Below are 22,663 nucleotides of genomic sequence, written 5' to 3' on the forward strand. Positions count from 1 at the left end.
GGTGTATGGCGGCAACCGCAGCGTGCCGTTCAGCGAAGCCGATCAGGTCGACAAGCCCGTTTCGCTTTACGCCGCCACCAAGAAAGCCGATGAGTTGATGAGCCACACCTACGCCCATCTGTTCGGCATACCGCAGACCGGCCTGCGGTTTTTCACGGTCTACGGTCCCTGGGGCCGTCCCGACATGGCCTATTGGATGTTCACCCAGGCGATGCTCAAGGGCAAGCCGATCCGGGTCTTCAACAATGGCGAAATGTGGCGCGATTTCACCTACATAGACGATGTTGTGAAGGCGGTTGTCGCCGTGCTCGACAAGCCGCCGGCGGCTGACGTTCCGCCGAACAGGCTCTACAATGTCGGCAACAACCGGCCGGTGCGTCTGGGCGACTTCATCGACATTCTGGAAAGGCTGCTCAAGGTCAAGGCAATCCGCCACAACGAGCCGATGCAGGCGAGCGACGTCGAGAAGACCTACGCCGACATGACCGCGCTGGAGCGGGATTTCGGCTTCAGGCCTAGCGTTTCGATAGAGGACGGGCTGAAGAAGTTTGTCGACTGGTACCGGCCGTACTCGAAGCAGTGATTTGCACCGCTCGCCGTGATGCCTTCAAGCTGACATCTGAAGTGGGGCGCAAGTCGGTCCGCAAAAAGCATCATTTTGTCCTAACATCCTGTTAACCACATGCTCGCTGAAACGTATCCGATTAACCTTTGAGGCGCTTATGACCGCTATGTTTCGTGGCTTGCTGTTCAGTATGAGCTGTGTGGATGTGCGGATTCGGGGGCTATTTCGGTTCAGTCCGGGATGCGGAAGCTTTGCTTGCGCGCATGACGTCTGCGATCGCCCATCGCGGGCCGGATGAACAAGGGAAATTCGTAGCGCCCGAGGCTGGACTTGGGCATGCGCGGCTGTCGGTGATTGGGATTGGTGATGGCCAGCAGCCGATGTCCGACGAAACCGGCGATTTGACGGTTGCGTTCAACGGCGAGATCTTCAACTACGTGGAATTGCGCGAAGGGCTGCTGGCCAAGGGCCGACGCTTCCGCACGTCGAGCGACACAGAGGTTCTCCTGCAGCTGTATGACGAGATGGGCGAAGACTGTCTGTCGCTCCTGAACGGTGATTTCGCCTTCGCGATTTGGGATAACCGGCGGCGGCGGATGGTGCTTGCAAGAGACCGCATGGGTGTTCGGCCGCTGTTCTACACCAGCAAGGACGGGGTGCTCTACTTTGCGTCGGAGATAAAGGCCCTGCTGACGGTACCCGGCGTCTCGGCCGAAATCGATCCAATTGCACTCGACCAGATCTTTACGCTGTGGGCGCCGATCGCTCCACGCACGGCTTTCCGCAACATCCACGAGCTGGAGCCGGCAAGCGTGATGATCGCGACACAGGGGCAAGTCACGGTCAAACCATATTGGCACCTAGACTACCCGTATCCGGATAGGCCATCGAAGATCACCAATGAGGACGACGCGGCCGAGGAACTGCAGGCCCTGTTGACCGACGCGGTGAGGCTTCGGATGCGCGCCGACGTGCCGGTCGGTTCTTACCTTTCGGGCGGGCTCGATTCATCCCTCGTTTCGGCACTCGCGGCCGGCATGACTCCTCTTAAGCTGCAGACATTTTCCGTGACGTTCGACAGCGGCGAGCATGACGAAAGCGCCTTCCAGACCGAAATGGCGTCAGCACTTGGCACACGCCATCGAACCATTGCGTGTCGTGCCGGCGATATCGCCGGTGCGTTTCCCGAAGTCATCCGCTTTACCGAGCGGCCGATCATCCGCACGGCCCCAGCCCCCCTCTATCAACTGTCCGGCCTCGTTCGCCAGGCCGGTTTGAAAGTAGTGCTGACAGGCGAAGGCGCCGACGAGGTCTTTGCCGGCTATGATGTCTTCAAGGAAGCGCGGGTTCGCCGTTTCTGCGCGCGACAGCCGGCATCGCGCATAAGGCCACAACTGTTCCGCAAGCTTTATCCCTATCTGCCGGGCCTGCAACAGCAGTCCGTGGAGTACCTGGCTGCGTTCTTCGGAACCGGCAGCGCTGCCCTGGACGATCCGCTGTTCTCGCATCGGCCGCGTTTCAAGACCACATCAGCGGCGAAGATGTTCTTTTCCGGTGACCTGCGCGCGACATTGAAGGGGTATGACGCAGCCGAGGACCTGGCCAGCCGGTTGCCTGAGGCGTTTTCCCGGTGGCATCCGCTGCATCAGGCGCAATATCTAGAAACCCGCTTCCTCCTGCCGGGCTACATCCTCTCCAGCCAGGGCGATCGCATGGCCATGGCGCACGGTATCGAAGGGCGGTTCCCCTTCCTTGACCATCGCTTGGTGGAGTTTGCGGCAAGACTTCCGCCGGAGATGAAGCTGAAGGGACTGGTGGAAAAACACATATTGCGCAAAGCTGCCAAGCACCTGCTTCCGACGGCCATCCGCGAGCGCACCAAACAGCCTTACCGGGCGCCGGAAGCCCGCTCCTTCGTGGGAGCCGGAGAATTGGACTACGTACGCGACTCGCTGAGCGAGGCGAGTATCGCCTCCGGAGGACTATTCAACGCCAAGGCGGTGGCGAACCTGCACGAGAAATGCCGCTTGCAGCCAGCGTCCGGATTCCGCGACAATGCGGCTTTCGTCGGCATTTTGTCGGCGCAACTGTGGCAGAAGATTTTCACCGGCGAAAAGGTCGGTGAAGCACGAGCGGCCTGAGAAATCGAGGGAATGAAAAATCATGGTAGCAATCAAGGACAAGGTCAAAACCTTTATCGTCGACAACTTCCTGTTCGGCGACACGTCCTACGAGCTTGCAGACACCGCATCACTGATCGAGAACGGCATCATCGACTCGACGGCCGTGTTGGAGCTAGTGGCATTCATAGAGGATGATTTTGGCATAGCGATGGTCGATGCCGACATCGTACCGGCCAATCTGGATTCGATTGACCGTATCTCAGCCTTCGTCAAGGCAAAAGCAGAAGCGCTGGCAGCATAGGCGCCATCGGTGAGGAGCGTCCGTGCGGATCGAACATTTTCTGACGGCGAAGGCCGCTGCCCATCCAGCCAAAACGGCATTGATCACCGAGCACAAAAGGCTGTGCTACAAAGAGCTGGACGATCTCTCGAGCCGCTTGGCCGCCGCCCTTTTTTTGAATGGCGTCAGGCGCGACGACCGGGTGCTGATCTTCATGGACAATTGCTGGGAGGCTGCGGTTTCGATTTTCGCAGTTCTTAAAGCAGGCGCGACTTTCAGTCCGATCAACGCATCCACCAAGGCCGAAAAGCTAGCCTACATCATCGCCGATTGCGATGCCGCCGCGATCCTCACGCAAGCAAGACTGATGCCCGTGGTCGCCGAGGCGTCCGGATCCTCCGGCGAGACGTCCTCCGGCAAGACCGGCATCTTCGTGGCTTCCACCGTTGCTGCCGATAGCCAATGCCCGGCAGGGGCCACATCCCTGGCGGAGTGCTTGACGGTCCAAGTCAGGGAGATTGACCATCGCGGCGTTGACGTCGATCTTGCGATGTTGATCTACACCTCGGGCTCGACCGGCCGGCCCAAGGGTGTGATGATGACGCACCGCAATTGCGACGCGGCGGCCGACTCCATCACCAACTACCTGCGCAACTCGCCCGACGACATCATCTTGAATGTTCTGCCCCTCGCTTTCGACTACGGCCTCTATCAATTGCTGATGGCCGTCAGGCTCGGCGCCACGCTCGTGCTCGAGAAGTCCTTCGCTTTTCCCCAGGCGGTCTTTGAACGCATCCGCCAGGAAGGCGTCACCGGGCTTCCGCTCGTGCCCACGATGGCAGCGATGATCCTGCAGTTGAGGGACCTGGCGCCGGGCTTCCTGCCCAGCCTTCGCTATATTTCCAACACGGCGGCTGCCTTGCCGCCGCCTCACATCGAACGCCTTCGGTTCCTTTTCCCCGGTGTCAGGCTCTATTCGATGTATGGCCTGACGGAATGCAAGCGCTGCACCTATCTGCCGCCCGAGGAGCTCGACCGCCGGCCGGGCTCGGTCGGAATAGCCATTCCGAACACCGAAGCCTTTGTCGTCGACGACGAGGGGCAACGGGTGCCGCCGGGCGTAGCGGGTGAGCTGGTCATTCGCGGGCCGCACGTCATGCAGGGTTATTGGCGAAACGAAGCTGCGACGGCACGAGCCCTGCGCCGGGGTCCGAACCCTTGGGAGAAGGTTCTCTACACCGGCGATCTTTTCAGGGCCGATGAGGAAGGCTTTCTTTATTTCGTCGGCCGCAAGGACGACATCATAAAGTCGCGGGGAGAGAAGGTGGCGCCCAAGGAAGTGGAAGCCGTGCTTCACGCTCATCCGGGCATCGCGGAAGCGGTGGTTGTCGGTGTGCCGGATCCCGTGCTCGGGCATGCGATCGGCGCAGTTATAGTACGGTCCGACCCGGCGCTTACCGAAAAGGATATCATACGTCACTGTGCACGCCACCTTGAGGACTTCATGGTCCCCAAGGTCGTCGAGTTCCGCCGCGAGCTGCCGAAGACCGATACCGGCAAGGTCAGCCGTCGGCTTGCGGCAGAAACCATGGAGGCCGCGCAATGAATGTTCGCCCGACCGAGGATGCGCGGACCTTTCTGGCGCAGGCTCTGGCAATCGACCTGATCACCGAAACGGACCGTATCGTAACGGCCTTGCGCCAGCAGTTGCGCGGGCTTCGCAAGCGGGGCCTTGTGCTCGGTCTTTCGGGCGGGATCGATTCGAGCGTGTCGGTCGCGTTGGCGGTACGAGCCGTTGGCCCCAAGAATGTGCTTTGCCTGTTCATGCCGGAAAGCGATTCCGATCCTGAAAGTCTGCGGCTCGGCCGCCTCGTCGCCGAAACTTTCGGTGTCGAGGCTGTGACGGAGGATATCGGGCCGATCCTGCGCGCAATGGGCTGCTACAGGCGTCGCGACGCCTTCATCCGCGAATTGGTCCCGGAATACGGCGAAGGCTGGGCTTCGAAGATCGTGATCGCGAACGCCCTTGAGGGCGGGGGCTACAATATCTCGTCCCTGGTGGTGCAAGACCCGGAGGGCAAGCAGACGAAACGGAGAATGCCGCTGCCTGTCTATCTCGGCGTCGTCGCCGCTACCAATATGAAGCAGCGCACCCGCAAGCAGATTGAATACTATCATGCGGATCGCCTGAACTTCGCCGTTCTTGGAACCCCGAACCGGCTGGAATACGATCAGGGTTTCTTCGTGAAGAACGGTGACGGCGCCGCGGACGTCAAGCCGATTGCCCACCTCTATAAAACACAGGTCTATGCGCTTGCGGCCCATCTCGGTATTCCGGAAGAAATCCGCAACCGGCCTCCGACCACCGATACCTACTCGCTGGCGCAGACCCAGGAGGAGTTCTACTTCTCGCTTCCCTATGACCGTATGGATCTTTGCCTTTACGGTCTCAACAACGGCGTGGCGGCTGAGGTGGTGGGGCAGGCGGCGGGGTTGGCCGCCTCACAAGTGGAACACGTCTGGGCCGATATCATCGCCAAACGCAAGGCGACGCGTTATCTGCACATGCGTCCGCAACTCGTCGAGGAAGTCGAAGAACTCGGTACCTGACCTGCTTCGAGACCGGCCACGTCCCAGGCCGCCGTCATGGCCGAGATGGGCGGGAAGTTGCCGTTCGTCTCATCTGCGAGAACGAGCACGTTGCGCCATATCCGGACCCATGCCAGTGATGCCGTGAATGTTAAGTCTCGGCTCCGATGCCGACGTTCCGCCCGAGTTCGAAGACTGACCGCGACCGTTCTGCGGCCTTCGCATCGACAGCGCCAATGAGCGGCGTCCCACATCCCACTCCTTGTGTCCATTGGGAGGGGTCGTTGTGGACCAAGCCCTACTACCCAGGCTTGTGACGAAGCCGATCCAGCGCGTCTCGAAGTGCATTGGCGGCATCGCCACGCTCGTCAGGGGACATCAGCTCCGGTTCAAGTTCCAACCTGAAGTGCGGCAGCTCGGTCCGAACAGCACGACGAGCGGCCGCCAAATTGGCCTTCAGATCGATGACGCGGTAGGTGGCGACGGGATAGGCGATCCCCTTGACCTGGACTTGCCCCAGTTCTTCACAGTCGATTGCGTCCTTCACTTGCGCAAACGTCTCGTAGGAAATGAGGATTGTCCCCGGCGGCGCCTCCTGCTCCAGGCGCGAGGCGAGATTCACGGCGCCGCCGATTATCGTGTAGTCCATCCGGTCCTCGCTGCCGAAGTTACCGACGGTGCAGTAGTCGGTATGGATGCCGATGCGACAGCGCAGCGGTGTTTCGATCCCCATGTCCCGCCAGACTTCGGCAAGCTCGCTAATCCGCTTTTGCATTGCAAGTGCCATCTGCGCGCAAGCCAGCGCGTCCTCCTTGACGCCGCGAGTCTCGGGATCGCCGAAAAACATCAGGATCGCGTCGCCGACATATTTGTCGATCGTAGCGCCGTGATCCGAAGCAATTTTCGACATTTCCGTCAGATAGTGATTGAGGAGTTGGGTGAGATCCTCGGATTCCATTTTGTCAGTGGTCTCGGTAAAGCCCGCGATATCGGAGAAGCATATTGTCAGTTTCTTCCGCTGGCTGGCGATCCTGACCTCCTGGCGGCCGGTGAATATCGAGCGATACACTTGGGGCGCCAGATACTTCGCCAGCTTGCTGGAAAGCGCCTCCAGAACCACGGATTTCTCGGCGAGGTTCTCCTCCCTTTGCTTCAGCTCAGTGATATCCGAATAGACGGCGACCGTGCCGCCGGCGCTGATCCGCCGCTCGCTGATCATGACCCATCGCCCGTCGCCTCGCCGCTGCACCCAAGGTTCGCCAGGGTTGCGGTGCCGCGAGAGGCGCTCGGCGACCCACTCCTCGACCCGCCCCTCGGCGTCCCTGATGTAGCCGCGCTCAGCGGATCGGCGAATGATTTGCTCGAATATCGTGCCGGGCGTCAGTTCGGTCTCCAGACCGGCGTAGAGCAATTCGCGGTAGCGGCTGTTGCTGAGGACGAGCCGGTCCTCCCCGTCGTACAGAGCGAATCCTTCGGAGATGCTTTCGATGGCATCGATGAGCCGCTGACGAGCTTCCGCAACGTCGCGCAGGTTCTTTTCCTCGACCTCGACGGCAGTATCCCGGAAAAGTCTCAGCGCTTCGGCCATGCGCCCGATTTCGTCGCTGCCCGCGGCTGGCAGCGGCGCACGAAGGTTGCCCCCCGCAATCGCGAGCATGCCCTGGCTCACGGCCCCCAGTCGGGCGAGGAGGCTGCGGTCGACATAGAGCCAGACAACCAGAACCGAACTCAGGAGGCTGAGGAAGGCGGAGCCGAGCACAACCGCGGTGCCGTAGCGCTGGACGAGCGCGGCTTCGCGACCGGACGCAGCGATCTCCTGGTCTGCCGTGGCGACCAGGCGATCGACGCCAGCGGTGAGATTGCGCGACAGTCGATTGTTCTCGGCCAGAAGCCTTTCGCCCTGTGCCAGGACAGCAAACTCGTCCTCCCGCGCCTTGGGGATGCTGTCCTCGCCGTCGGTCAAGCCCTTGAACTCATCGACACGCTGCCGAAAGCGGGTCCGCAGCTTTTCGTCGATCTCCGTGGAAACCTTTTCAAGAGCAGTGAGCGAACGGCGTAGCGGAAAAAGGATCAACGCCAGGTCGCCCGGCGTCGGCGCGTTCGCGACCTTCACCAGCGCGTCGTTGACTGCCGAGATCTCCAGCTGCGCCTTCTGCTGGGGGATGTAGGCCGCAATCGCCTGGACCAGGTCGGCCATCGCCGCTGCGCGTCGATCGGGCGACAGCGACGTGTCGGCCGCGACCGCCCGCCATTGCGGCAGCCTGGAATCCATCACTAGGATGCCGGTGGCGACAAGGCGCTGGCTTCCGGTTGTCGTCGCGGCGAGGCGGTTCAGGAGCTCCTCCTTGCGGGCGACCACGTCGAGCCGGGCGACAACAAGAGAGTCGAGCTCCTTCAGGTTGCGCCTCAGAACAATCGCGGCTTCCTCAATCTCGGCCAAAGGCACTGTGCCCAACGTGGCATCCCGGAGGTCCGTGCGCAGGGCCTCGAGGCGGGACATCTCGAGCGCGACGGCAGCCGAGACCTCGCTGTGCTGAGCCCTGCTTGTCGCTGCCAGCACCGATGGCGCGGCAGCAGCGACCCGTTCGGCCTGGCGCGACAGCTGGAGGGAGGCGAGCGCCGACGGCACTCGATCCGTGGTAATTCGGTCCACGACGTCGCCAACCTGGAGGAAGGCATAAAGCGCCGCAGCCGTTGCCAGCACCGCAAGGGCGCTGATCCCGAAAAAGGCGAGCAACAGCCGGCCACGTATGCCGAGGCGTTCAAGCATCTCGGCGAGTCGGAACAGTCCGGCCACACTGGTCTGCATCAGACTAGACATCTCAGCCGGCACGCCGGCGATCAGCGAACCCTATTCAACCGGCACGTACTCTCCGCCGCGCCAGACGTACCAAACCCAGCTCTGCTTCGTGAGGTCGCCCTTGTCGTCGAAATCGACCCGGCCGATCACGGTGTCGAATTCCTGTTCGTGCAGTGCCGCAATGACGGCCTTCGGCTCCAGCGAACCTGCCTTCGAGACCGCCTGGGCCCAAACCTGGACCGCGCAGTAGCTCAACAGCGTGTAGCCCGCGGGTTCGAAATTCTCCGCACGGAACTGCTCAACGACCGCGGCCGCTTCGGGGCTTCGCCTCGCGTCCGCCGGGAACGTGAAGAGGGTCCCCTCCGCCGCGGGGCCGGCGATCAGGGCAAATTCCTCGGTCGCCAAAGCATCTCCGGATATGAGCTGAACCGTGTAGCCACTGTCGTGTGCAGCGCGAGCAATCAGCGCAACCTCGGCATGATACCCACCCACATATAAGGCGGAGACGCCGGCGGTCCGCAACGTAGCGACCTCGGCCGAATAGTCGTCCTTCCCGGGAATGTATGCGTCGTAAACGGCCTCAGTCACGCCCCGCTTGTGCAGCTGCTTCCTGGTCTCGTCGGCGAGACCCTTCCCATAGGTCGAGTTGTCGTGGAGGATCGCAATCTTCTTGTTGCCCCAGCGATCGGCAAGGTAGTTGCCAGCGATGAAACCTTGCGCGTCGTCGCGGCCAATGGTGCGAAAGACATTGGCACGGCCCTGTTCGGTCAGCTGCGGATTGGTCGAGCCTGGGGATATCTCAACGACGCCCGCCTCCTCGTACACTTTTGATGCGGGGATCGAGGCCCCGGAGCAATAATGCCCGACGACGAGCACGACCCCGTCAGCCACCAGCTTCTTGGCGGCCGCCACAGCTTGCTCGGGATCGCAGAAGTCGTCGACCGAGATGAGCCTCACCTTCTGGCCGAGCACGCCGCCCGCCGTGTTGACGTCGGCCACTGCCATCTCCGCGCCGCGCTGTCCCTGCTCGCCGATCCAGGCGAGCCGTCCCGTCATCGCAGCCGAGACGCCGATCAGCACCTCCGCCCGTGCGGAGCTGAACACGGCCGCGAGAACCAAGATCAGTATGGCGATGATGCGGTGCATGTGTGCACCCCCTTAACTGTAGCTTACGCCAATCCCGTCAAAGCCGACAGCCCCTTCGGCAAGCGCGACTGTCTCGGGCTGCTATTGCAGCGCACACCCAATTTGGCGAAGCAAGCATACACTGGAATGGCGTGTCATAACTTCGTTCGCTGAGGTCGGAATCGCGCGCCAAATCCGGACGTTACCACTGACCGGAGTGAGCGTCGTGATTGGGTCACGGAGCGTCATGCGACGCTCCCAACTGGATGACGGCAAAGGGTCGAACTCGGTCGTTCAGAGTGATTGGGTTTTGACCCAAGCACTCTGCAGCCAAGTGGAAACGCGCCTAAAATAAATAGTTAGAGCGGGATGCCCGCTTCAACTTGAACGCATCCCGCTCTAGCTGAAGCGGCTCCCGATAAGCCGGCTCCACTGCTCGCCCGCAAGGCCGTTCAGGAAGACTTGCGAGTTCTTCATCGCGTCCAAAAGCTCTGGATCGCGTGAATGTACCACCGTTGAGGCAACGGTCAGGAAAGCAATGCGTCGTCCAAGCATCGCCTCCAGAAGTGCAGGTTGAATACGTCCGCGCAGGCCGCTGACGCCGCGCGTGGCGGCGTGATCGATCAGGCAGTCAATCACCGGGCCCGCCTGGCCGGGGAGGGCGAAGATCTGCAGCACGCGACCAATTTCATACTTCCGTGCGTAGTAGGCGAAAGCGCCGACATTGGTGCCGACTGGCGACGTCACACAAACGTAGACAAGCTCCCCCAGATCCGGCTTTTGTGCCGCATCTGTCAGGATGTGGTCGAGTTGATCTTCCGTCCAGTCAGGCCGCAGGGCGAATTGAGCGGTAAACGGTTCGATGAGCCTGGCAAATGCATGGCTGTCGATTTCGGATGTACGAAATGCTCCGTGGCCTGCCCCGTCCACCGCCACACCCGACCAACGTCGTTCGCTGGACGTCATCCTTCTGCAGTAAAATCGGTCGACTGCACGCGCCAGCGGATTGAGCATTCGCGCAAGCGCCATGCGATTGGCGGAAAGGCTGAGCATGAAGGCCGCGGGGCGCATCACACGGACCCAGTCAAGGCTGTATTGCGGCAGGACCACGCCGCGCAGCCGGGTCCACAATTTCACGGAAATATCGTTGGCCGTCTCGCTGAAGGAGATGTCCTGCGGACCATCCAGGTAAGCTTTCAGCAAGCGGGCGCCGGCCAGCGGGTCGTGCTCATGGTCCTCGACCATGAGCGAGCTACAGATGGCCGCGCGTAGTTGTCGGCCGTTGAACGTCATCGGCAGGACGTGGACGCCGACAAATCCGGAGACGCGACCGGCGTCGTTGACATGGACAAGCGACCGGAGGTTGTCTGCGCAACCGGGCGCATCCAGATAAAACCGTTGCATGTATTCCACGAGAGAGGCCGGCGCTTCGGTCCTCTCCTTCAACAGCACGCGCTGAAACATGTTCGCAACTGCCGGGAGGTCGGCGCCTTGCAAGGCGCGAATGACGCTCAAGCCCGGCTCCCGCCACCAAAGTCCCATCCACCGAGCTTCCGGGCCAAGGCGACGCGAGGCACGAGAACATCGGGCGCGCGTTCCAACTCGACGCCCATGAAGCCGTGCAACCTCGGCCAGTTGGCATCGCCCCGGTGACCGAACGGAGTGCTGAATTGCTGCGGCAAGGTGGAACCCTTTGCTTGACCGACGAAAACCGGCGTCATTGCTGCTAGCAGATTCAGGTAAACCGATATTAAAGTCGTTGCTTTGAATGGTAGCGAACCGGGTTTGTCCGGGCCCCATAGCTGGACATCAGCAATTTTGGTTCCTGGCGGACTCTAAACGACCAGCGGCATGAGTTGCGTGCTGCGCGCCGAACCGTTTCGGCTGGCCAAAGTTTCGCGTGGCGGCTCTTGACTGGGAGCGCGGGCGTAATACGGTGAGGACAAATACCGGCTCCGACCGCCGGGCGGCAAGAATGCCTCGTATGCCTCGCCCTGCGGCGGTGGCTGCGGGGCATTGTCATTTTTGAGGCATTGCTTGAAACGGCATATCGACATCGGCATTCTCTATTCGCGGTCCGGCAACTACCGGCTGGTGTCCGAATCCTGCCGTGCGGGTGCGATGAACGCCATCGCCGACGTCAACGGCGATCTCGCTATCCCATTCGAATTCATCCCGATCGAGCGCGACCCGCAGGGCAACATCGATCGCTATGCAAGCGGCTGCGCGGACATTCTCGCCAACAGCGGCGCGCGTCACATCATTGGCTGCGTCACCTCGTGGAGCCGCAAGGAGGTCATTCCAATCCTGGAAAGGGCAGGCGGCACGCTGTGGTACGCCTGCCCGTACGAGGGCTTCGAAGCCAACGAGCATGTCGTCTACACACACGCCTGCCCCAATCAGCATCTCGTACCGCTGCTCGCCTATGTCGTGCCTCGTTTCGGCGCCGATGGCTTCCTGCTCGGTTCCAACTACATCTGGGGCTGGGAGACCAACCGCGTGGCGCGCGACCTGATTGCGGACGCTGGCGGCAAGGTGCTGGGCGAACGCTATCTGCCGCTCGGCGAGGTCGATGTTGCGCGGCTGATCGCGGAGATACAGGCGACGAGACCTGATTTCATTCTGAACAATCTCATCGGCCCTTCTTCTTATGCCTTCATCGCTGCCTATGCGGAGCTTGGCCGGCGCGACCCGCATTTCAGGCCGGAGCGTTGCCCGATCCTGTCCTGCAATCTCACGGAATGCGAATTGCCGGCGCTCAACGGGGCAGGCGATGGCCACCTTTCCGTTGGGCCCTATTTTCACGACATCTCGGGGGCGGATCGCGGTGCGGTTCCAGTGCCTTCCGTCATGCCGGCCTCATCCTTCGAGGCGGCGGCTTATGCCTCGGTGCGCATGCTCGCCGAGATCCTCACCCTTAACCCCGGTGCACAATGGACGGACCTTCCCAAGGTCTTTTCCGAAACATCATTTCGAACGCCGCTGGGCGACATCGCCATCGACCAGCAAACCCAGCATGCTACCTTGCCGGTGCTAATCGGACGTATCGATGGAACATCGTTCAAAACGGTCACACTGACGAAGGGCGTGGCACCCGATCCCTACCTTTCCCGCTATGACCGGACGGAGACGTTCGGGCGGCCACGCCTGCGGGTGGTGTCGTGAGCAAGATGGCGCGTATCCCGAACCTTGGAGGCGCCAGGGCTTTTGTCCTGCATCGTCCACATCCGACCGTGCAGGCGATCACAAGGCAATTGTCGGCCATCGGCCTTGAGGCGATTGGCTTCTGGCCGGAACTGCCGGCCGAAGCCTTGGCGGCGGACTTCGTCTTCTTCGACGTCGATCTCGGCTTTGACGAGCAATTTCCGTGGAAGCCGGGCGAGGCGCCGATGCCGCTGATAGCACTGATCGGCTCCGAGGCGCCGGGGCGCGTCGAATGGGCATTGTCGCACAAGGCCGATGCGCAGTTGCTGAAACCGGTCGGCAATGCCGGCGTCTATAGCGCACTTTTAATCGCAAGGCAGAGTTTCGAGGCGCGCAAGCTTCTGGCCAGCGAGATTGCCTCGCTTCGTCAGCGGGTCGCGGAGCGCCAGACCATCGTACGCGCGGTAGAGGTCTTGTCGAAGGGCGCCGAGGACGGCCGTGCCTATGCGCAGCTCCGCTCGCTGGCGATGAGCTGGCAAATCAGTGTCGAGGAAGCCGCGCGCAGGATCGTGGCGATGACACAAGAAGAAGGCGACGATGACCAATCCGATCGCGCCTGAGCTTTCGGCCGCCGGGCGTATGCCAGCCAAGCCTCGCGCCGGCGTCTGGCGACGTCTGCTAAAACGGCCTCTCGCTTTGCTCGGCCTCGGGATTATTGCCGTTGTCTTGGCCGGCGCCATTCTTGCACCGTGGCTGACAGGCTACGATCCAAACGAGCAGATGTTCGACGGGCTCACGCTTGAAGGCGCGCCACTGCCGCCGGGAGCCCAGTTCTGGCTGGGCACCGACCTGCTTGGCCGCGACCTGCTGACCCGTCTCCTATTCGGCGCGCGCACGTCGCTGATCATCGGCATCGTCGCCAATGGCGTGGCGCTTCTGATCGGCACGCTGGTCGGCATCACCGCCGGCTATTTCCGCGGCTGGATCGGCAGCGCGCTTATGCGCTTCACCGATTTGATGATGGCTTTCCCGGCGCTGCTGCTCGCCATCTGCCTGGCGGCGGTGCTCCAGCCGAGCCTGTGGATCGTCGCCATGGTGATCGCATTGGTGAACTGGGTGCAGACCGCCCGCGTCATCTACACCGAGACAAGTTCGCTCTCCGAACGCGAGTTCATCGATGCCGAGCGCACCATCGGCGCTAGCGCTCCACGCATCCTGTTCCGCCATATCCTGCCACATCTTTTGCCGACGATCATCGTCTGGGGCACGCTCGGTATTTCGACCACGGTGCTGCTCGAAGCGACGCTCAGCTATCTCGGCATCGGCGTGCAACCGCCGACCGCGTCATGGGGCAACATCATCTTCGAGAACCAGACCTATTTCCAGGCCGCGCCCTGGCTGGTCTTCTTTCCCGGTGCGGCGATCCTGGCACTGGCGCTGGCCTTCAACCTGATCGGTGACGCACTGCGCGACATCCTCGATCCGACGCAAAGGGGGCGGGCATGATCGCCTATCTCGGCCGCCGCGTTGTCCAGTCGGTGCTCATCTTGCTCGGCGTCTCTCTGATCACCTTTGCGCTGCTCTACCTGCTGCCCGCCGATCCCGTCCGCCAGATCGCCGGCCGCAGCGCCACACCCGAGACGGTCGAAAACATCCGCCGGCAGCTCGGCCTCGACCAGCCCTTCGTCGTCCAGTATTGGCACTATCTGACCAGCCTTCTCAGCGGCGATCTGGGGCGCTCCTACATTCAGCGCTCGGAGGTCACGGAGCTTATCGTCTCGCGGCTGCCGGCAAGCCTGCTGCTGATGGTCGGCGCCATTGCCTGCGAAGTCGTGATCGGGCTGACGATGGGCCTCATCGCCGCCGTCAAGCGTGGCACCGCCACCGACCAGTCGCTGATGGTCGCCTCCTTCGTTGGCGTCTCGGCGCCGCAATTCGTCGTCGGCCTGATGCTGCTTTATGTGTTCGCGGTGCGGCTCGGCTGGTTCCCGATCGGCGGTTACGGCACCTGGCGTCATCTGGTGCTGCCGTCGCTGACCATGGGAATTCTCGGCGCCGGCTGGTACGCCCGCATGATGCGCTCGTCGATGATCGACGTGCTGCGCCAGGACTACGTGCGTACCGCGCGTGCCAAGGGTCTTGCACGCAGCGCCATTATCCTCCGGCACGCGCTGCCCAACGCCATCCTGCCGGTCATCGCCATGATCGGCATCGATATCGGCATCTTCATGGGCGGCATCGTGGTTGTCGAAAGCGTGTTCGGCTGGCCAGGCATCGGCCAGCTAGCCTGGCAGGCCATTCAGCGCATCGACATTCCGATCATCATGGGGGTCACCCTGGTTTCGGCCTTTGCCATCGTGCTCGGCAATCTCCTGGCCGACACTGTCGCACCGTTCATCGATCCACGCATCAAGCTCAGATGAAAACCAAGAAAACCAGAGAAAGGGAACATGACATGAGAAAATATCTAATATCGACCGTGGCGGCATCGGCGCTTGCGCTGGTGCTTGGCATGACAAGCGTACGTGCCGAAGACGCCGTCGATCCGAATGCCAAGCAGGGCGGCGCGATCACCATCACCTACAAGGACGACGTCGCCACGCTCGATCCGGCCATCGGCTATGACTGGCAGAACTGGTCGATGATCAAGAGCCTGTTCGACGGGCTGATGGACTACGAGCCGGGCACCACCAACCTGCGGCCCGACCTTGCCGAGAGCTACGAGATTGCGCCCGACGGCAAGACCTTCACCTTCAAGCTGCGCCACGGAGTGAAGTTCCACAATGGCCGCGAGATGACCGCCGACGACGTGAAATATTCGCTCGACCGGGTCACCAATCCAAAGACACAGAGCCCGGGTGCCGGTTTCTTCGGCTCGATCAAAGGCTATGACAACGTCGCTGCCGGCAAGGCGGAGAGCCTGGCGGGCATAACCGTCGTCGATCCCTACACGATCAAGTTCGAGCTGACCCGGCCCGACGCCACCTTCCTGCATGTCATGGCGATCAACTTCTCGCATGTGGTGCCGAAGGAAGAAGTCGAAAAATACGGCGCAGACTTCGGCAAACATCCGGTCGGAACCGGCGCCTTCAAGCTCGCCGAATGGACGCTCGGCCAGCGCGTCGTATTCGAGCGCAACCCGGATTACTGGCACGAGGGTCTGCCGCATCTCGACAAGATCACCTTTGAGATCGGCCAGGAGCCGATCGTGGCGCTGCTGCGGCTCCAGAAAGGCGAGATCGACGTTCCCGGCGACGGCATTCCGCCGGCGAAATTCCAGGAGGTGATGGCCGATCCCGAGCAGAAGGCCCGTGTTGTCGAGGGCGGCCAGTTACACACCGGCTATATCACCATGAATACCACCATGGCGCCCTTCGACAACGTGAAGGTGCGGCAGGCGGTCAACATGGCGATCAACAAGGACCGCATCGTCCAGCTGATCAACAACCGTGCGGTGCCGGCCAATCAGCCGTTGCCGCCGTCGATGCCTGGCTATGACAAGGAATTCAAGGGCTATCCCTATGACGTGGCCAAGGCCAAGGCCTTGCTTGCCGAGGCCGGGCATCCCGACGGATTTGACACGCAGCTGTTTGCCATGAACACCGATCCCAACCCGCGCATCGCGCAGGCCATTCAGCAGGATCTGGCGGCGGTCGGCATCAAGGCCAGCATCCAGTCGCTCGCGCAGGCCAACGTCATCGCCGCCGGCGGCGACAAGGCCGGTGCGCCGATGATCTGGTCCGGCGGCATGGCCTGGATCGCCGACTTCCCCGATCCGTCGAACTTCTACGGCCCGATCCTCGGCTGTGCTGGTGCCGTCCCGGGCGGCTGGAACTGGTCGTGGTATTGCAACAAGGCGCTCGACGCCAAGGCGGCCGAAGCCGACTCCATCGTCGACCCGGCCAGGGCTGGCGAACGCGCCAAGATGTGGAGCGAGATCTACGGCAAGATCATGGAAGACGCGCCCTGGGCACCGGTCTTCAACGAGCAGCGTTTCACCATGAAATCAACCCGCATGGGTGGCGCCGACAACCTCTATGTCGACCCGGTCCACATCCCGATCAACTACGACAATGTGTATGTGACCGATGTGCAATAACTGCGACTACACCATCCACGGGCGCCACCATCATTTCGGCTGGGACAATTCCTTTGTCCCGGCCGAACGGGTGGCGCCAGGGGCGACGATCGAGTTCCAGTGCTTGGACTCGTCCGGCGGGCAGCTGACGATGGAGAGCACCATCGACGACGTTGCTTTGCTCGACTTTGCCAAGGTGAACCCGGTCACTGGGCCAATCTATGTCGACGGGGCAGAACCGGGCGATGCCCTGAAAATCACCATCGAGGCGTTCAAGCCATCAGGCTTCGGTTGGACGGCGAACATCCCGGGATTCGGTCTGCTGGCGAATGACTTCTCCCAACCGGCACTGAATATCTGGAAGTACGACGCCGCCTCGCTCGAACCGGCGCTGTTCGGCAAGAGCGGCCGGGTGCCGCTCAAGCCCTTCGCCGGCACCATCGGCAATGCCCCGGCTGAGCCGGGTCTGCATTCGGTGGTTCCGCCGCGGCGCGTGGGCGGCAACCTGGATATCCGCGATCTCGCCGCCGGCACGGTGCTCTACCTGCCCGTAGAGGTCGCGGGCGCGTTGTTCTCGGTCGGCGACACGCACGCCGCGCAAGGCGATGGCGAGGTCTGCGGCACGGCGATCGAGAGCCCCATGAACGCCGTGCTGACGCTCGATCTGGTCAAGGATGCCCGGCTGCGGACGCCGCGTTTCACAACGCCCGGTCCGGTGTCGCGGCATCTCGACGCCAAGGGCTACGAGGTGACAACCGGTATCGGGCCGGATCTGATGGACGGCGCCAGGAGTGCCGTTTCCCAGATGATCGACCTGCTCTCCGGCCGCTACGGCATGGATCCGGTAGATGCCTATATGCTCGTCTCGGTTTGCGGTGACCTGCGCATCAGCGAGATCGTCGACATGCCCAACTGGGTGGTTTCGTTCTACTTCCCCCGCTGCGTCTTTGAATGAAGGTGGAGGACATCAAACGATCCAGGCAGGCCGCCGCGGAGAGTGGCTCTCTCAGGCCGGTACTCAGCGTCTCAGGCCTGAGCGTCGCCGTGCGCGGCGAGGAGGGCGAGCGCGACGTCGTTTCCGACCTGACATTCGGCCTGACGCGCGGCGAAACGCTTTGCATCGCCGGCGAGTCCGGTTCCGGCAAGTCGATGACGGCGCTGGCCATCATGGGCTTGCTGCCGCAGCCGGCGGCACGCATCGGATCAGGCTCCATCCGGCTCGGCGATCAGGACCTCGCGGCTCTCAGCGAGAGCGGCATGCGCCGCATCCGCGGCGACCGTATTGCCATGATCTTTCAGGAACCGATGACATCGCTCAATCCGGTGCTGTCCATCGGCCGTCAGCTCACGGAGGCGATCGATGCACACACCTCGATGTCGCGCTCCAACTCGCGGCTGAGGGCGCTCGAGGCGCTGAAGGCAGTCCGAATTCCGGATGCCGAACGGCGGCTCGAGCACTATCCGCACGAACTCTCAGGCGGCATGCGCCAGCGCGTGATGATTGCCATGGCTCTGGCCCTGAACCCGGACGTGCTGATCGCCGATGAGCCGACGACCGCCCTCGATGTCACGGTTCAGGGTGAGGTGCTGGAACTGCTGCGCGACCTGCAGCGCGAGCACGGCACCAGTGTTATCCTGATCACGCACGACATGGGCGTCGTCGCCGAGATGGCGGACCGCGTCATCATCATGCGTGACGGACGGATGGTCGAGCAGGGCAGCGCGGCTGACATCTTCAATCGCCCGCAGGCCGACTATACACGCGAGCTTCTGGCCGCCGTGCCGCGCATTGGCGGCGGACGGACCGTCGAAGAACGACAAGACGCCGCCAACATGCCGGCCGAGCTTGTATCTGTCAGCGATCTTCACGTCCGCTTCGACCTGCACGGCGGCTTCTTCAGCCGCGTTGACCGCAGGGTGCACGCGGTCGAAGGCGTCAGTTTCTCGATCGCGCCGCACGAAACCCTGTCGCTGGTCGGCGAATCGGGCTGCGGCAAGTCGACGACGGCCAAGGCGATCGCCGGGCTGGTGCCCTACACCGGCAGCATTTTAATCGGCGGCCAGGACTTGTCGGCGCTCAGCCGCAAGGAGCGCAAGGCTGTCCGCCGCAATGTGCAGATGATCTTTCAGGATCCCTTCGCGTCCCTCGATCCGCGCATGCGGGTCGGCGATCTCGTCGCCGAGCCTCTGCTGATCCACGGCCTCGGCGACAGAGAGCAACGGCATGCCCAGATCGCCGCCCTGTTCGAACGCGTCGGCCTCTCGGCTGACCAGATGGAGCGCTATCCCCACGAATTCTCCGGCGGGCAGCGCCAGCGAATCTGCATTGCGCGGGCGCTGGCGCTGCGACCAAAGCTGATCATTGCCGACGAGAGCGTCTCTGCTCTCGACGTGTCGGTGCAGGCGCGCGTGTTAAGATTGCTGAAGGAGCTGCAGCGCGAATTCGGCGTCGCATATCTCTTCATCTCGCACGACATGGCGGTGGTCGAGAACATCTCCGATCGCGTGGCGGTAATGTATCTGGGGCAGATCGTCGAGATGGGCACCCGCGACCAGATCTTCTCCAACCCGCGCCATCCTTACACAAAGCGGCTGATCGAAGCCGTTCCGGTTCCCGATCCAGGCCGGCGCCGCGCCCGGTTCGCCCGTTTGGACAGCGAAATTCCAAGCGCTGTGCGGCGCATCGGTGACGAGCCCCGGAAACTCAAGCTCGAAGATGTTGGCGACGGCCACCTCGTCGCCACTTGATCGAGCTTAGGCTGCCTCGTGCAGCCAATCCCGCAGAGGCTCGGGGACAGCTGCATATGTGATGTTCGAGCGGAGGAAAATGATCGGCGATGGCGCTGCCGCGGCAGCGCCGTTCGGCGATGCCGAGTTGGCAACATCACCCGTTTACACCTGACATGTTAGCGTGCTAACGCTACATCCACATTGATTTCAACGGAGATCGTATTGGCTTCCCGCTTTGGTCTTTCGGTTGCCCTGACCACACCCTTCGACCCGTCGGGGCAGATAGCGCTCGCGCCGATGATCGCGCATGCCCGAGCCTGCCTTGGCGCCGGCTGCAGCAGCGCGACGCTGTTCGGCACCACCGGCGAAGGAGCCTCGGTCGGCACCGACGAGCGACGGATCGTCACCGAGGCCATGCTGGCGGCCGGTATTCCGCCACATCAGCTCGTCGCCGCAGTGCTGGTCGATGCAGCCGAAGATGCCGCCGATCAGGCCCGGCACGCTTTGCAGCGCGGCGTTCGCAACATTCTGCTCGCTCCGCCGAGCTACTTCAAGAATGTCGGCGAGGACGGGCTGTTCGGATGGTTTTCCGCCGTCTTCGCCGCACTCGGTCCGCTGGCGCGCGACGTGCTGCTCTATAACATCCCCTCAGTCACCATGGTGCCGCTCCCGCTTGGGCTGATCGGCCGGCTGCGCGCCGCCTTTCCCGCTGTGGTGGCCGGGGTGAAGGATTCCGGCGGGGACTGGAGCTACAGTGAGGCGCTGCTTGAGGCGCACGGCGATCTGGTGATCCTCATCGGCGACGAACGGCATCTCGCGAGAAGCGTGCGCCGCGGCGGACAGGGCGCGATTTCCGGCATGGCTAATTTTGTTACCGGCGAAATCCGGGCAATGGTCGAAAACGGGGGCGACGACCCACGCGTCGAAGACTTCGTGCTCGAATTGCTCAAATACCCGGTCACGCCGGCGGTGAAGGTCATGGTCGCGCGCAAGACCGGCGACGAGCGCTGGCTGGCGGTCCGCCCGCCCCTGGAGCCGATCGATCCGCAGGGACAGCGGCAGCTTGCCGCTGCCTTCGACAGGCTGTTTGCGACAGAGGCAGCCTGACCGACAAGGCCGGGCTGACCGACAAGGAAGCGAGCTGAAGTGGAAGACGGCAGCGAACCGATCACTCTCCGGGAGAAGGCCTATGCCAGCTTCACGCGGCATTTGCTGGCCCGCGATCTGCGGCCGGGGCAGTTCGTGTCACAGCGCGAACTGGTCGCTTTCACCGGGCTGCCGCTGGGTGCCATTCGCGAGATCGTCCCGCGTCTCGAGGCCGAGGGACTGCTGACCACCATCCCGCAGCGCGGCATGCAGATCGCGCATATCGATATCAATCTGATCCGCGAGGCGTTTCAGTTTCGGTTGTTCATGGAACGCGAGGCAGTGGCGCTATTCACGACCAGCGCTTCTGATGCCGAACTTGCCCGCATGCGGCGCGAACATGAAGAGATGCTGGCCCAAGCTCTCGGGCAGGCACCGACGCCGGAAATGGAAGCCAAGGCCCAGAACATCGACTGGGCGATGCACGACACCTTCATCAATGCGCTCGGCAACGAGATTATCGCCAAGGCCTATCTGGTCAACTCGGTGAAAATCCGGCTGATCCACCAGGAGCGTTTCCGCATCGACGGTCGTGTGGTGCCGGTGATGCGCGAACATTTGGCGGTCATCGAAGCCATGGAGAGCCGCAATCCGCAAAGAGCGGTTGAAGCGATCAGTCTGCATATCGACAATGCGCGCCGGCTGGCGCTCCAGATCTGAGGAAATATAGCCGCGCCGCGGTTTGCGGCGCATCCACAACGACAGCAACCGGGAGGAAGAAATGTCGTCCAATCTGTTCAACCCAACCAGGAGGCAACTCCTTGCCGGAACCGCGGCGCTAACCGCTGCCGGCCTTGTGGGGCTTCGCCCCGGCTTTGCCGCAGGCGTTGACTGGAAACGCTTTGCCGGGACGACGCTTGACGTCAATCTGGTGAAAAGCCCGCGCAGCGACACCATCCTGAAATATCTCGCCGAGTTCGAGGAACTGACCGGCATCAAGGTCAATGCCGAGGCAACGCCCGAGCAGCAGCAGCGCCAGAAGACGGTGATCGAGTTGAGCTCGGGCAAGCCGAGCTTCGACGTCGTGCATCTGAGCTACCACGTGCAGAAGCGCCAGTTCGAGAAGGGTGGCTGGCTGGCCGACATCGCCGGCTATCTCGCCGATCCGTCGCTCACCGACCCGGCGCTGGTCGAAAGCGACTTCGCCGAAGCCGGCATGCTGTTTGCCAAGGACGGCCAGGGCGTGCTGCGCTCGCTACCGTTCTCGGTGGACTACTGGATCCTGTATTGGAACAAGGAGCTGTTCGAGGCCAAGGCCCTCAAATACCCAGAGACCTTCGAGCAACTTGTGGCAGCCGCCGAAGCGCTGACCGACCACTCGACCAATACATACGGCTTCGTCGCCCGCGGGCTCAAGAACGCAAACACGCCGGTGTGGACGTCGCTGATGCTCGGCTACGACATGACGCCGCTAGATGACAAGGGCAAGCTGCGCACCGAGGCTCCCGAGGCGATCGAGGCTGCCGCGCTCTATCAAAGATTAATGACCAAGTCCGCCCCTCCGGGCGTTACCGGGTTCAACTGGGCCGAAGCACAGTCGGCCTTCCTGCAGGGCAAGATCGGCATGTGGCTCGACGGCGTGGGTTTTGCCCCGCCGATGGAAAATCCGGAAAAATCGAGGGTGGTCGGCAAGGTCGGTTACGGCGTGATGCCCAAGGGTCCCAAGGCGCATGCCTCGGGCACCTTCGGCGACGGGATTGGCGTTACCGCCGCCAGCGAGAAGAAGGAGGCTGCCTATCTGTTCTGCCAGTGGGCGGTATCGCCAACCATGGGCGCGCGGCTGTTGCAGGCCGGCGCCGGTGTTCCGTTCCGCAAATCCGTGCTGGAGGATCCCAAGGTGCGTGAAGGCGTCACCATGCCGGCAAGCTGGCTTGATGCCGTGGTCGGCTCGGGCAATATCAGTCGGCTGGCACTGCCGGTCATCATCCCGGTCACGGAATTCCGCGACATCTATGGCGTGGCGCTGACCAACATGATTGCCGGCGCCGATCCCGCCGCGGAGCTGAAGAAGGCCACCGAACAGTTCCAGCCGGTTCTCGACAGGAGCGAGCAGGGCTGATGTCGGCCACCACCCCAGAACAGA

Annotated in this window: 18 protein-coding genes; 15 read left to right on the forward strand and 3 right to left on the reverse strand. The window is 62.3% G+C overall.

Features of this window, described 5'->3' with window-relative positions; genetic code table 11:
* The 5 genes from NKH60_RS01690 to nadE all read left to right on the forward strand — a co-directional run.
* A partial coding sequence (locus NKH60_RS01690; protein ID WP_352870946.1) for an NAD-dependent epimerase/dehydratase family protein occupies positions 1–583 on the forward strand: 583 nt, incomplete at its 5' end.
* Positions 584–768: 185 nt separating this feature from the next.
* On the forward strand, positions 769–2,706 hold the full coding sequence (gene asnB / locus NKH60_RS01695) for an asparagine synthase (glutamine-hydrolyzing) (protein WP_352470636.1): 1,938 nt from the start codon (positions 769–771) through the stop codon (positions 2,704–2,706).
* 19 nt (positions 2,707–2,725) lie between these two features.
* Positions 2,726–2,989 carry an acyl carrier protein gene (locus tag NKH60_RS01700; RefSeq protein ID WP_352470706.1) on the forward strand — a complete coding sequence of 88 codons (264 nt, stop codon included), beginning with the start codon at positions 2,726–2,728 and terminating at the stop codon, positions 2,987–2,989.
* Between the two features lie 22 nt (positions 2,990–3,011).
* The gene (locus NKH60_RS01705; protein ID WP_352470635.1) at positions 3,012–4,574 is read left to right on the forward strand and encodes a class I adenylate-forming enzyme family protein; all 1,563 of its coding nucleotides are present in this window, start codon (positions 3,012–3,014) and stop codon (positions 4,572–4,574) included.
* Positions 4,571–5,578: an NAD(+) synthase gene (gene nadE, locus NKH60_RS01710; RefSeq protein WP_352470634.1), complete on the forward strand. Its 1,008-nt coding sequence runs from the start codon at positions 4,571–4,573 to the stop codon at positions 5,576–5,578. The genes NKH60_RS01705 and nadE overlap by 4 nt, the downstream gene beginning before the upstream one ends.
* Before the next feature lie 280 nt (positions 5,579–5,858).
* On the opposite strand, the gene NKH60_RS01715 is transcribed toward nadE, so the two are convergent.
* From NKH60_RS01715 to NKH60_RS01725, 3 genes are all read right to left on the reverse strand, one after another.
* Positions 5,859–8,327 carry an adenylate/guanylate cyclase domain-containing protein gene (locus NKH60_RS01715; RefSeq protein ID WP_352470705.1) on the reverse strand — a complete coding sequence of 823 codons (2,469 nt, stop codon included), beginning with the start codon at positions 8,325–8,327 and terminating at the stop codon, positions 5,859–5,861.
* Positions 8,328–8,408: 81 nt separating this feature from the next.
* Positions 8,409–9,503 carry a branched-chain amino acid ABC transporter substrate-binding protein gene (locus NKH60_RS01720; RefSeq protein ID WP_352470633.1) on the reverse strand — a complete coding sequence of 365 codons (1,095 nt, stop codon included), beginning with the start codon at positions 9,501–9,503 and terminating at the stop codon, positions 8,409–8,411.
* 378 nt (positions 9,504–9,881) lie between these two features.
* Positions 9,882–10,997, reverse strand: coding sequence for a hypothetical protein (locus tag NKH60_RS01725; protein ID WP_352612440.1), 1,116 nt, complete (start codon positions 10,995–10,997; stop codon positions 9,882–9,884).
* Between the two features lie 522 nt (positions 10,998–11,519).
* On the opposite strand from NKH60_RS01725, the gene NKH60_RS01730 reads away from it, so the two are divergent.
* The 10 genes from NKH60_RS01730 (at position 11,520) to NKH60_RS01775 (ending at position 22,639) form a co-directional block, all read left to right on the forward strand.
* The gene (locus NKH60_RS01730) at positions 11,520–12,647 is read left to right on the forward strand and encodes a transporter substrate-binding protein (RefSeq protein ID WP_352470631.1); all 1,128 of its coding nucleotides are present in this window, start codon (positions 11,520–11,522) and stop codon (positions 12,645–12,647) included.
* The gene (locus NKH60_RS01735; protein ID WP_352455770.1) at positions 12,644–13,246 is read left to right on the forward strand and encodes an ANTAR domain-containing response regulator; all 603 of its coding nucleotides are present in this window, start codon (positions 12,644–12,646) and stop codon (positions 13,244–13,246) included. The genes NKH60_RS01730 and NKH60_RS01735 overlap by 4 nt, the downstream gene beginning before the upstream one ends.
* Positions 13,247–13,265: 19 nt before the next feature.
* Positions 13,266–14,132, forward strand: coding sequence for an ABC transporter permease (locus tag NKH60_RS01740; protein ID WP_352470704.1), 867 nt, complete (start codon positions 13,266–13,268; stop codon positions 14,130–14,132).
* Positions 14,129–15,049 (forward strand): ABC transporter permease, encoded by a 921-nt coding sequence (locus tag NKH60_RS01745; RefSeq protein ID WP_352470630.1) that lies wholly within the window; start codon positions 14,129–14,131, stop codon positions 15,047–15,049. The genes NKH60_RS01740 and NKH60_RS01745 overlap by 4 nt, the downstream gene beginning before the upstream one ends.
* A 32-nt stretch (positions 15,050–15,081) precedes the next feature.
* Positions 15,082–16,725, forward strand: a complete 1,644-nt coding sequence (locus tag NKH60_RS01750) for an ABC transporter substrate-binding protein (protein ID WP_352470629.1) — start codon at positions 15,082–15,084, stop codon at positions 16,723–16,725.
* Entirely contained in the window at positions 16,715–17,659 is a 945-nt protein-coding gene (locus NKH60_RS01755; RefSeq protein WP_352470628.1) for an acetamidase/formamidase family protein, read from the forward strand. Before NKH60_RS01750 ends, NKH60_RS01755 begins: the two co-directional genes overlap by 11 nt.
* Positions 17,656–19,452, forward strand: a complete 1,797-nt coding sequence (locus NKH60_RS01760; RefSeq protein ID WP_352870951.1) for an ABC transporter ATP-binding protein — start codon at positions 17,656–17,658, stop codon at positions 19,450–19,452. Before NKH60_RS01755 ends, NKH60_RS01760 begins: the two co-directional genes overlap by 4 nt.
* A 204-nt stretch (positions 19,453–19,656) precedes the next feature.
* A complete protein-coding gene (locus tag NKH60_RS01765) occupies positions 19,657–20,541 on the forward strand; it encodes a dihydrodipicolinate synthase family protein (RefSeq protein ID WP_352612447.1) in 885 nt (294 codons plus the stop codon).
* Positions 20,542–20,580: 39 nt separating this feature from the next.
* Entirely contained in the window at positions 20,581–21,240 is a 660-nt protein-coding gene (locus tag NKH60_RS01770) for a GntR family transcriptional regulator (RefSeq protein ID WP_352470625.1), read from the forward strand.
* Between the two features lie 61 nt (positions 21,241–21,301).
* A complete protein-coding gene (locus NKH60_RS01775) occupies positions 21,302–22,639 on the forward strand; it encodes an extracellular solute-binding protein (protein ID WP_352470624.1) in 1,338 nt (445 codons plus the stop codon).
* The last annotated feature ends 24 nt before the right edge of the window (positions 22,640–22,663 follow it).

This window comes from Mesorhizobium sp. M1006 (assembly GCF_040318825.1).
Taxonomy (GTDB): domain Bacteria; phylum Pseudomonadota; class Alphaproteobacteria; order Rhizobiales; family Rhizobiaceae; genus Mesorhizobium.

Bases quoted from the DNA above. Each gene is read 5' to 3' on its own strand.
- NKH60_RS01715 (WP_352470705.1), bottom strand. From the start codon at position 8,327: ATGCTTGAACGCCTCGGCATACGTGGCCGGCTGTTGCTCGCCTTTTTC.
- NKH60_RS01760 (WP_352870951.1), top strand. From the start codon at position 17,656: ATGAAGGTGGAGGACATCAAACGATCCAGGCAGGCCGCCGCGGAGAGT.
- NKH60_RS01745 (WP_352470630.1), top strand. From the start codon at position 14,129: ATGATCGCCTATCTCGGCCGCCGCGTTGTCCAGTCGGTGCTCATCTTG.
- NKH60_RS01740 (WP_352470704.1), top strand. From the start codon at position 13,266: ATGCCAGCCAAGCCTCGCGCCGGCGTCTGGCGACGTCTGCTAAAACGG.
- NKH60_RS01755 (WP_352470628.1), top strand. From the start codon at position 16,715: ATGTGCAATAACTGCGACTACACCATCCACGGGCGCCACCATCATTTC.
- NKH60_RS01720 (WP_352470633.1), bottom strand. From the start codon at position 9,503: ATGCACCGCATCATCGCCATACTGATCTTGGTTCTCGCGGCCGTGTTC.
- nadE (WP_352470634.1), top strand. From the start codon at position 4,571: ATGAATGTTCGCCCGACCGAGGATGCGCGGACCTTTCTGGCGCAGGCT.
- asnB (WP_352470636.1), top strand. From the start codon at position 769: ATGTGCGGATTCGGGGGCTATTTCGGTTCAGTCCGGGATGCGGAAGCT.
- NKH60_RS01775 (WP_352470624.1), top strand. From the start codon at position 21,302: ATGTCGTCCAATCTGTTCAACCCAACCAGGAGGCAACTCCTTGCCGGA.
- NKH60_RS01750 (WP_352470629.1), top strand. From the start codon at position 15,082: ATGAGAAAATATCTAATATCGACCGTGGCGGCATCGGCGCTTGCGCTG.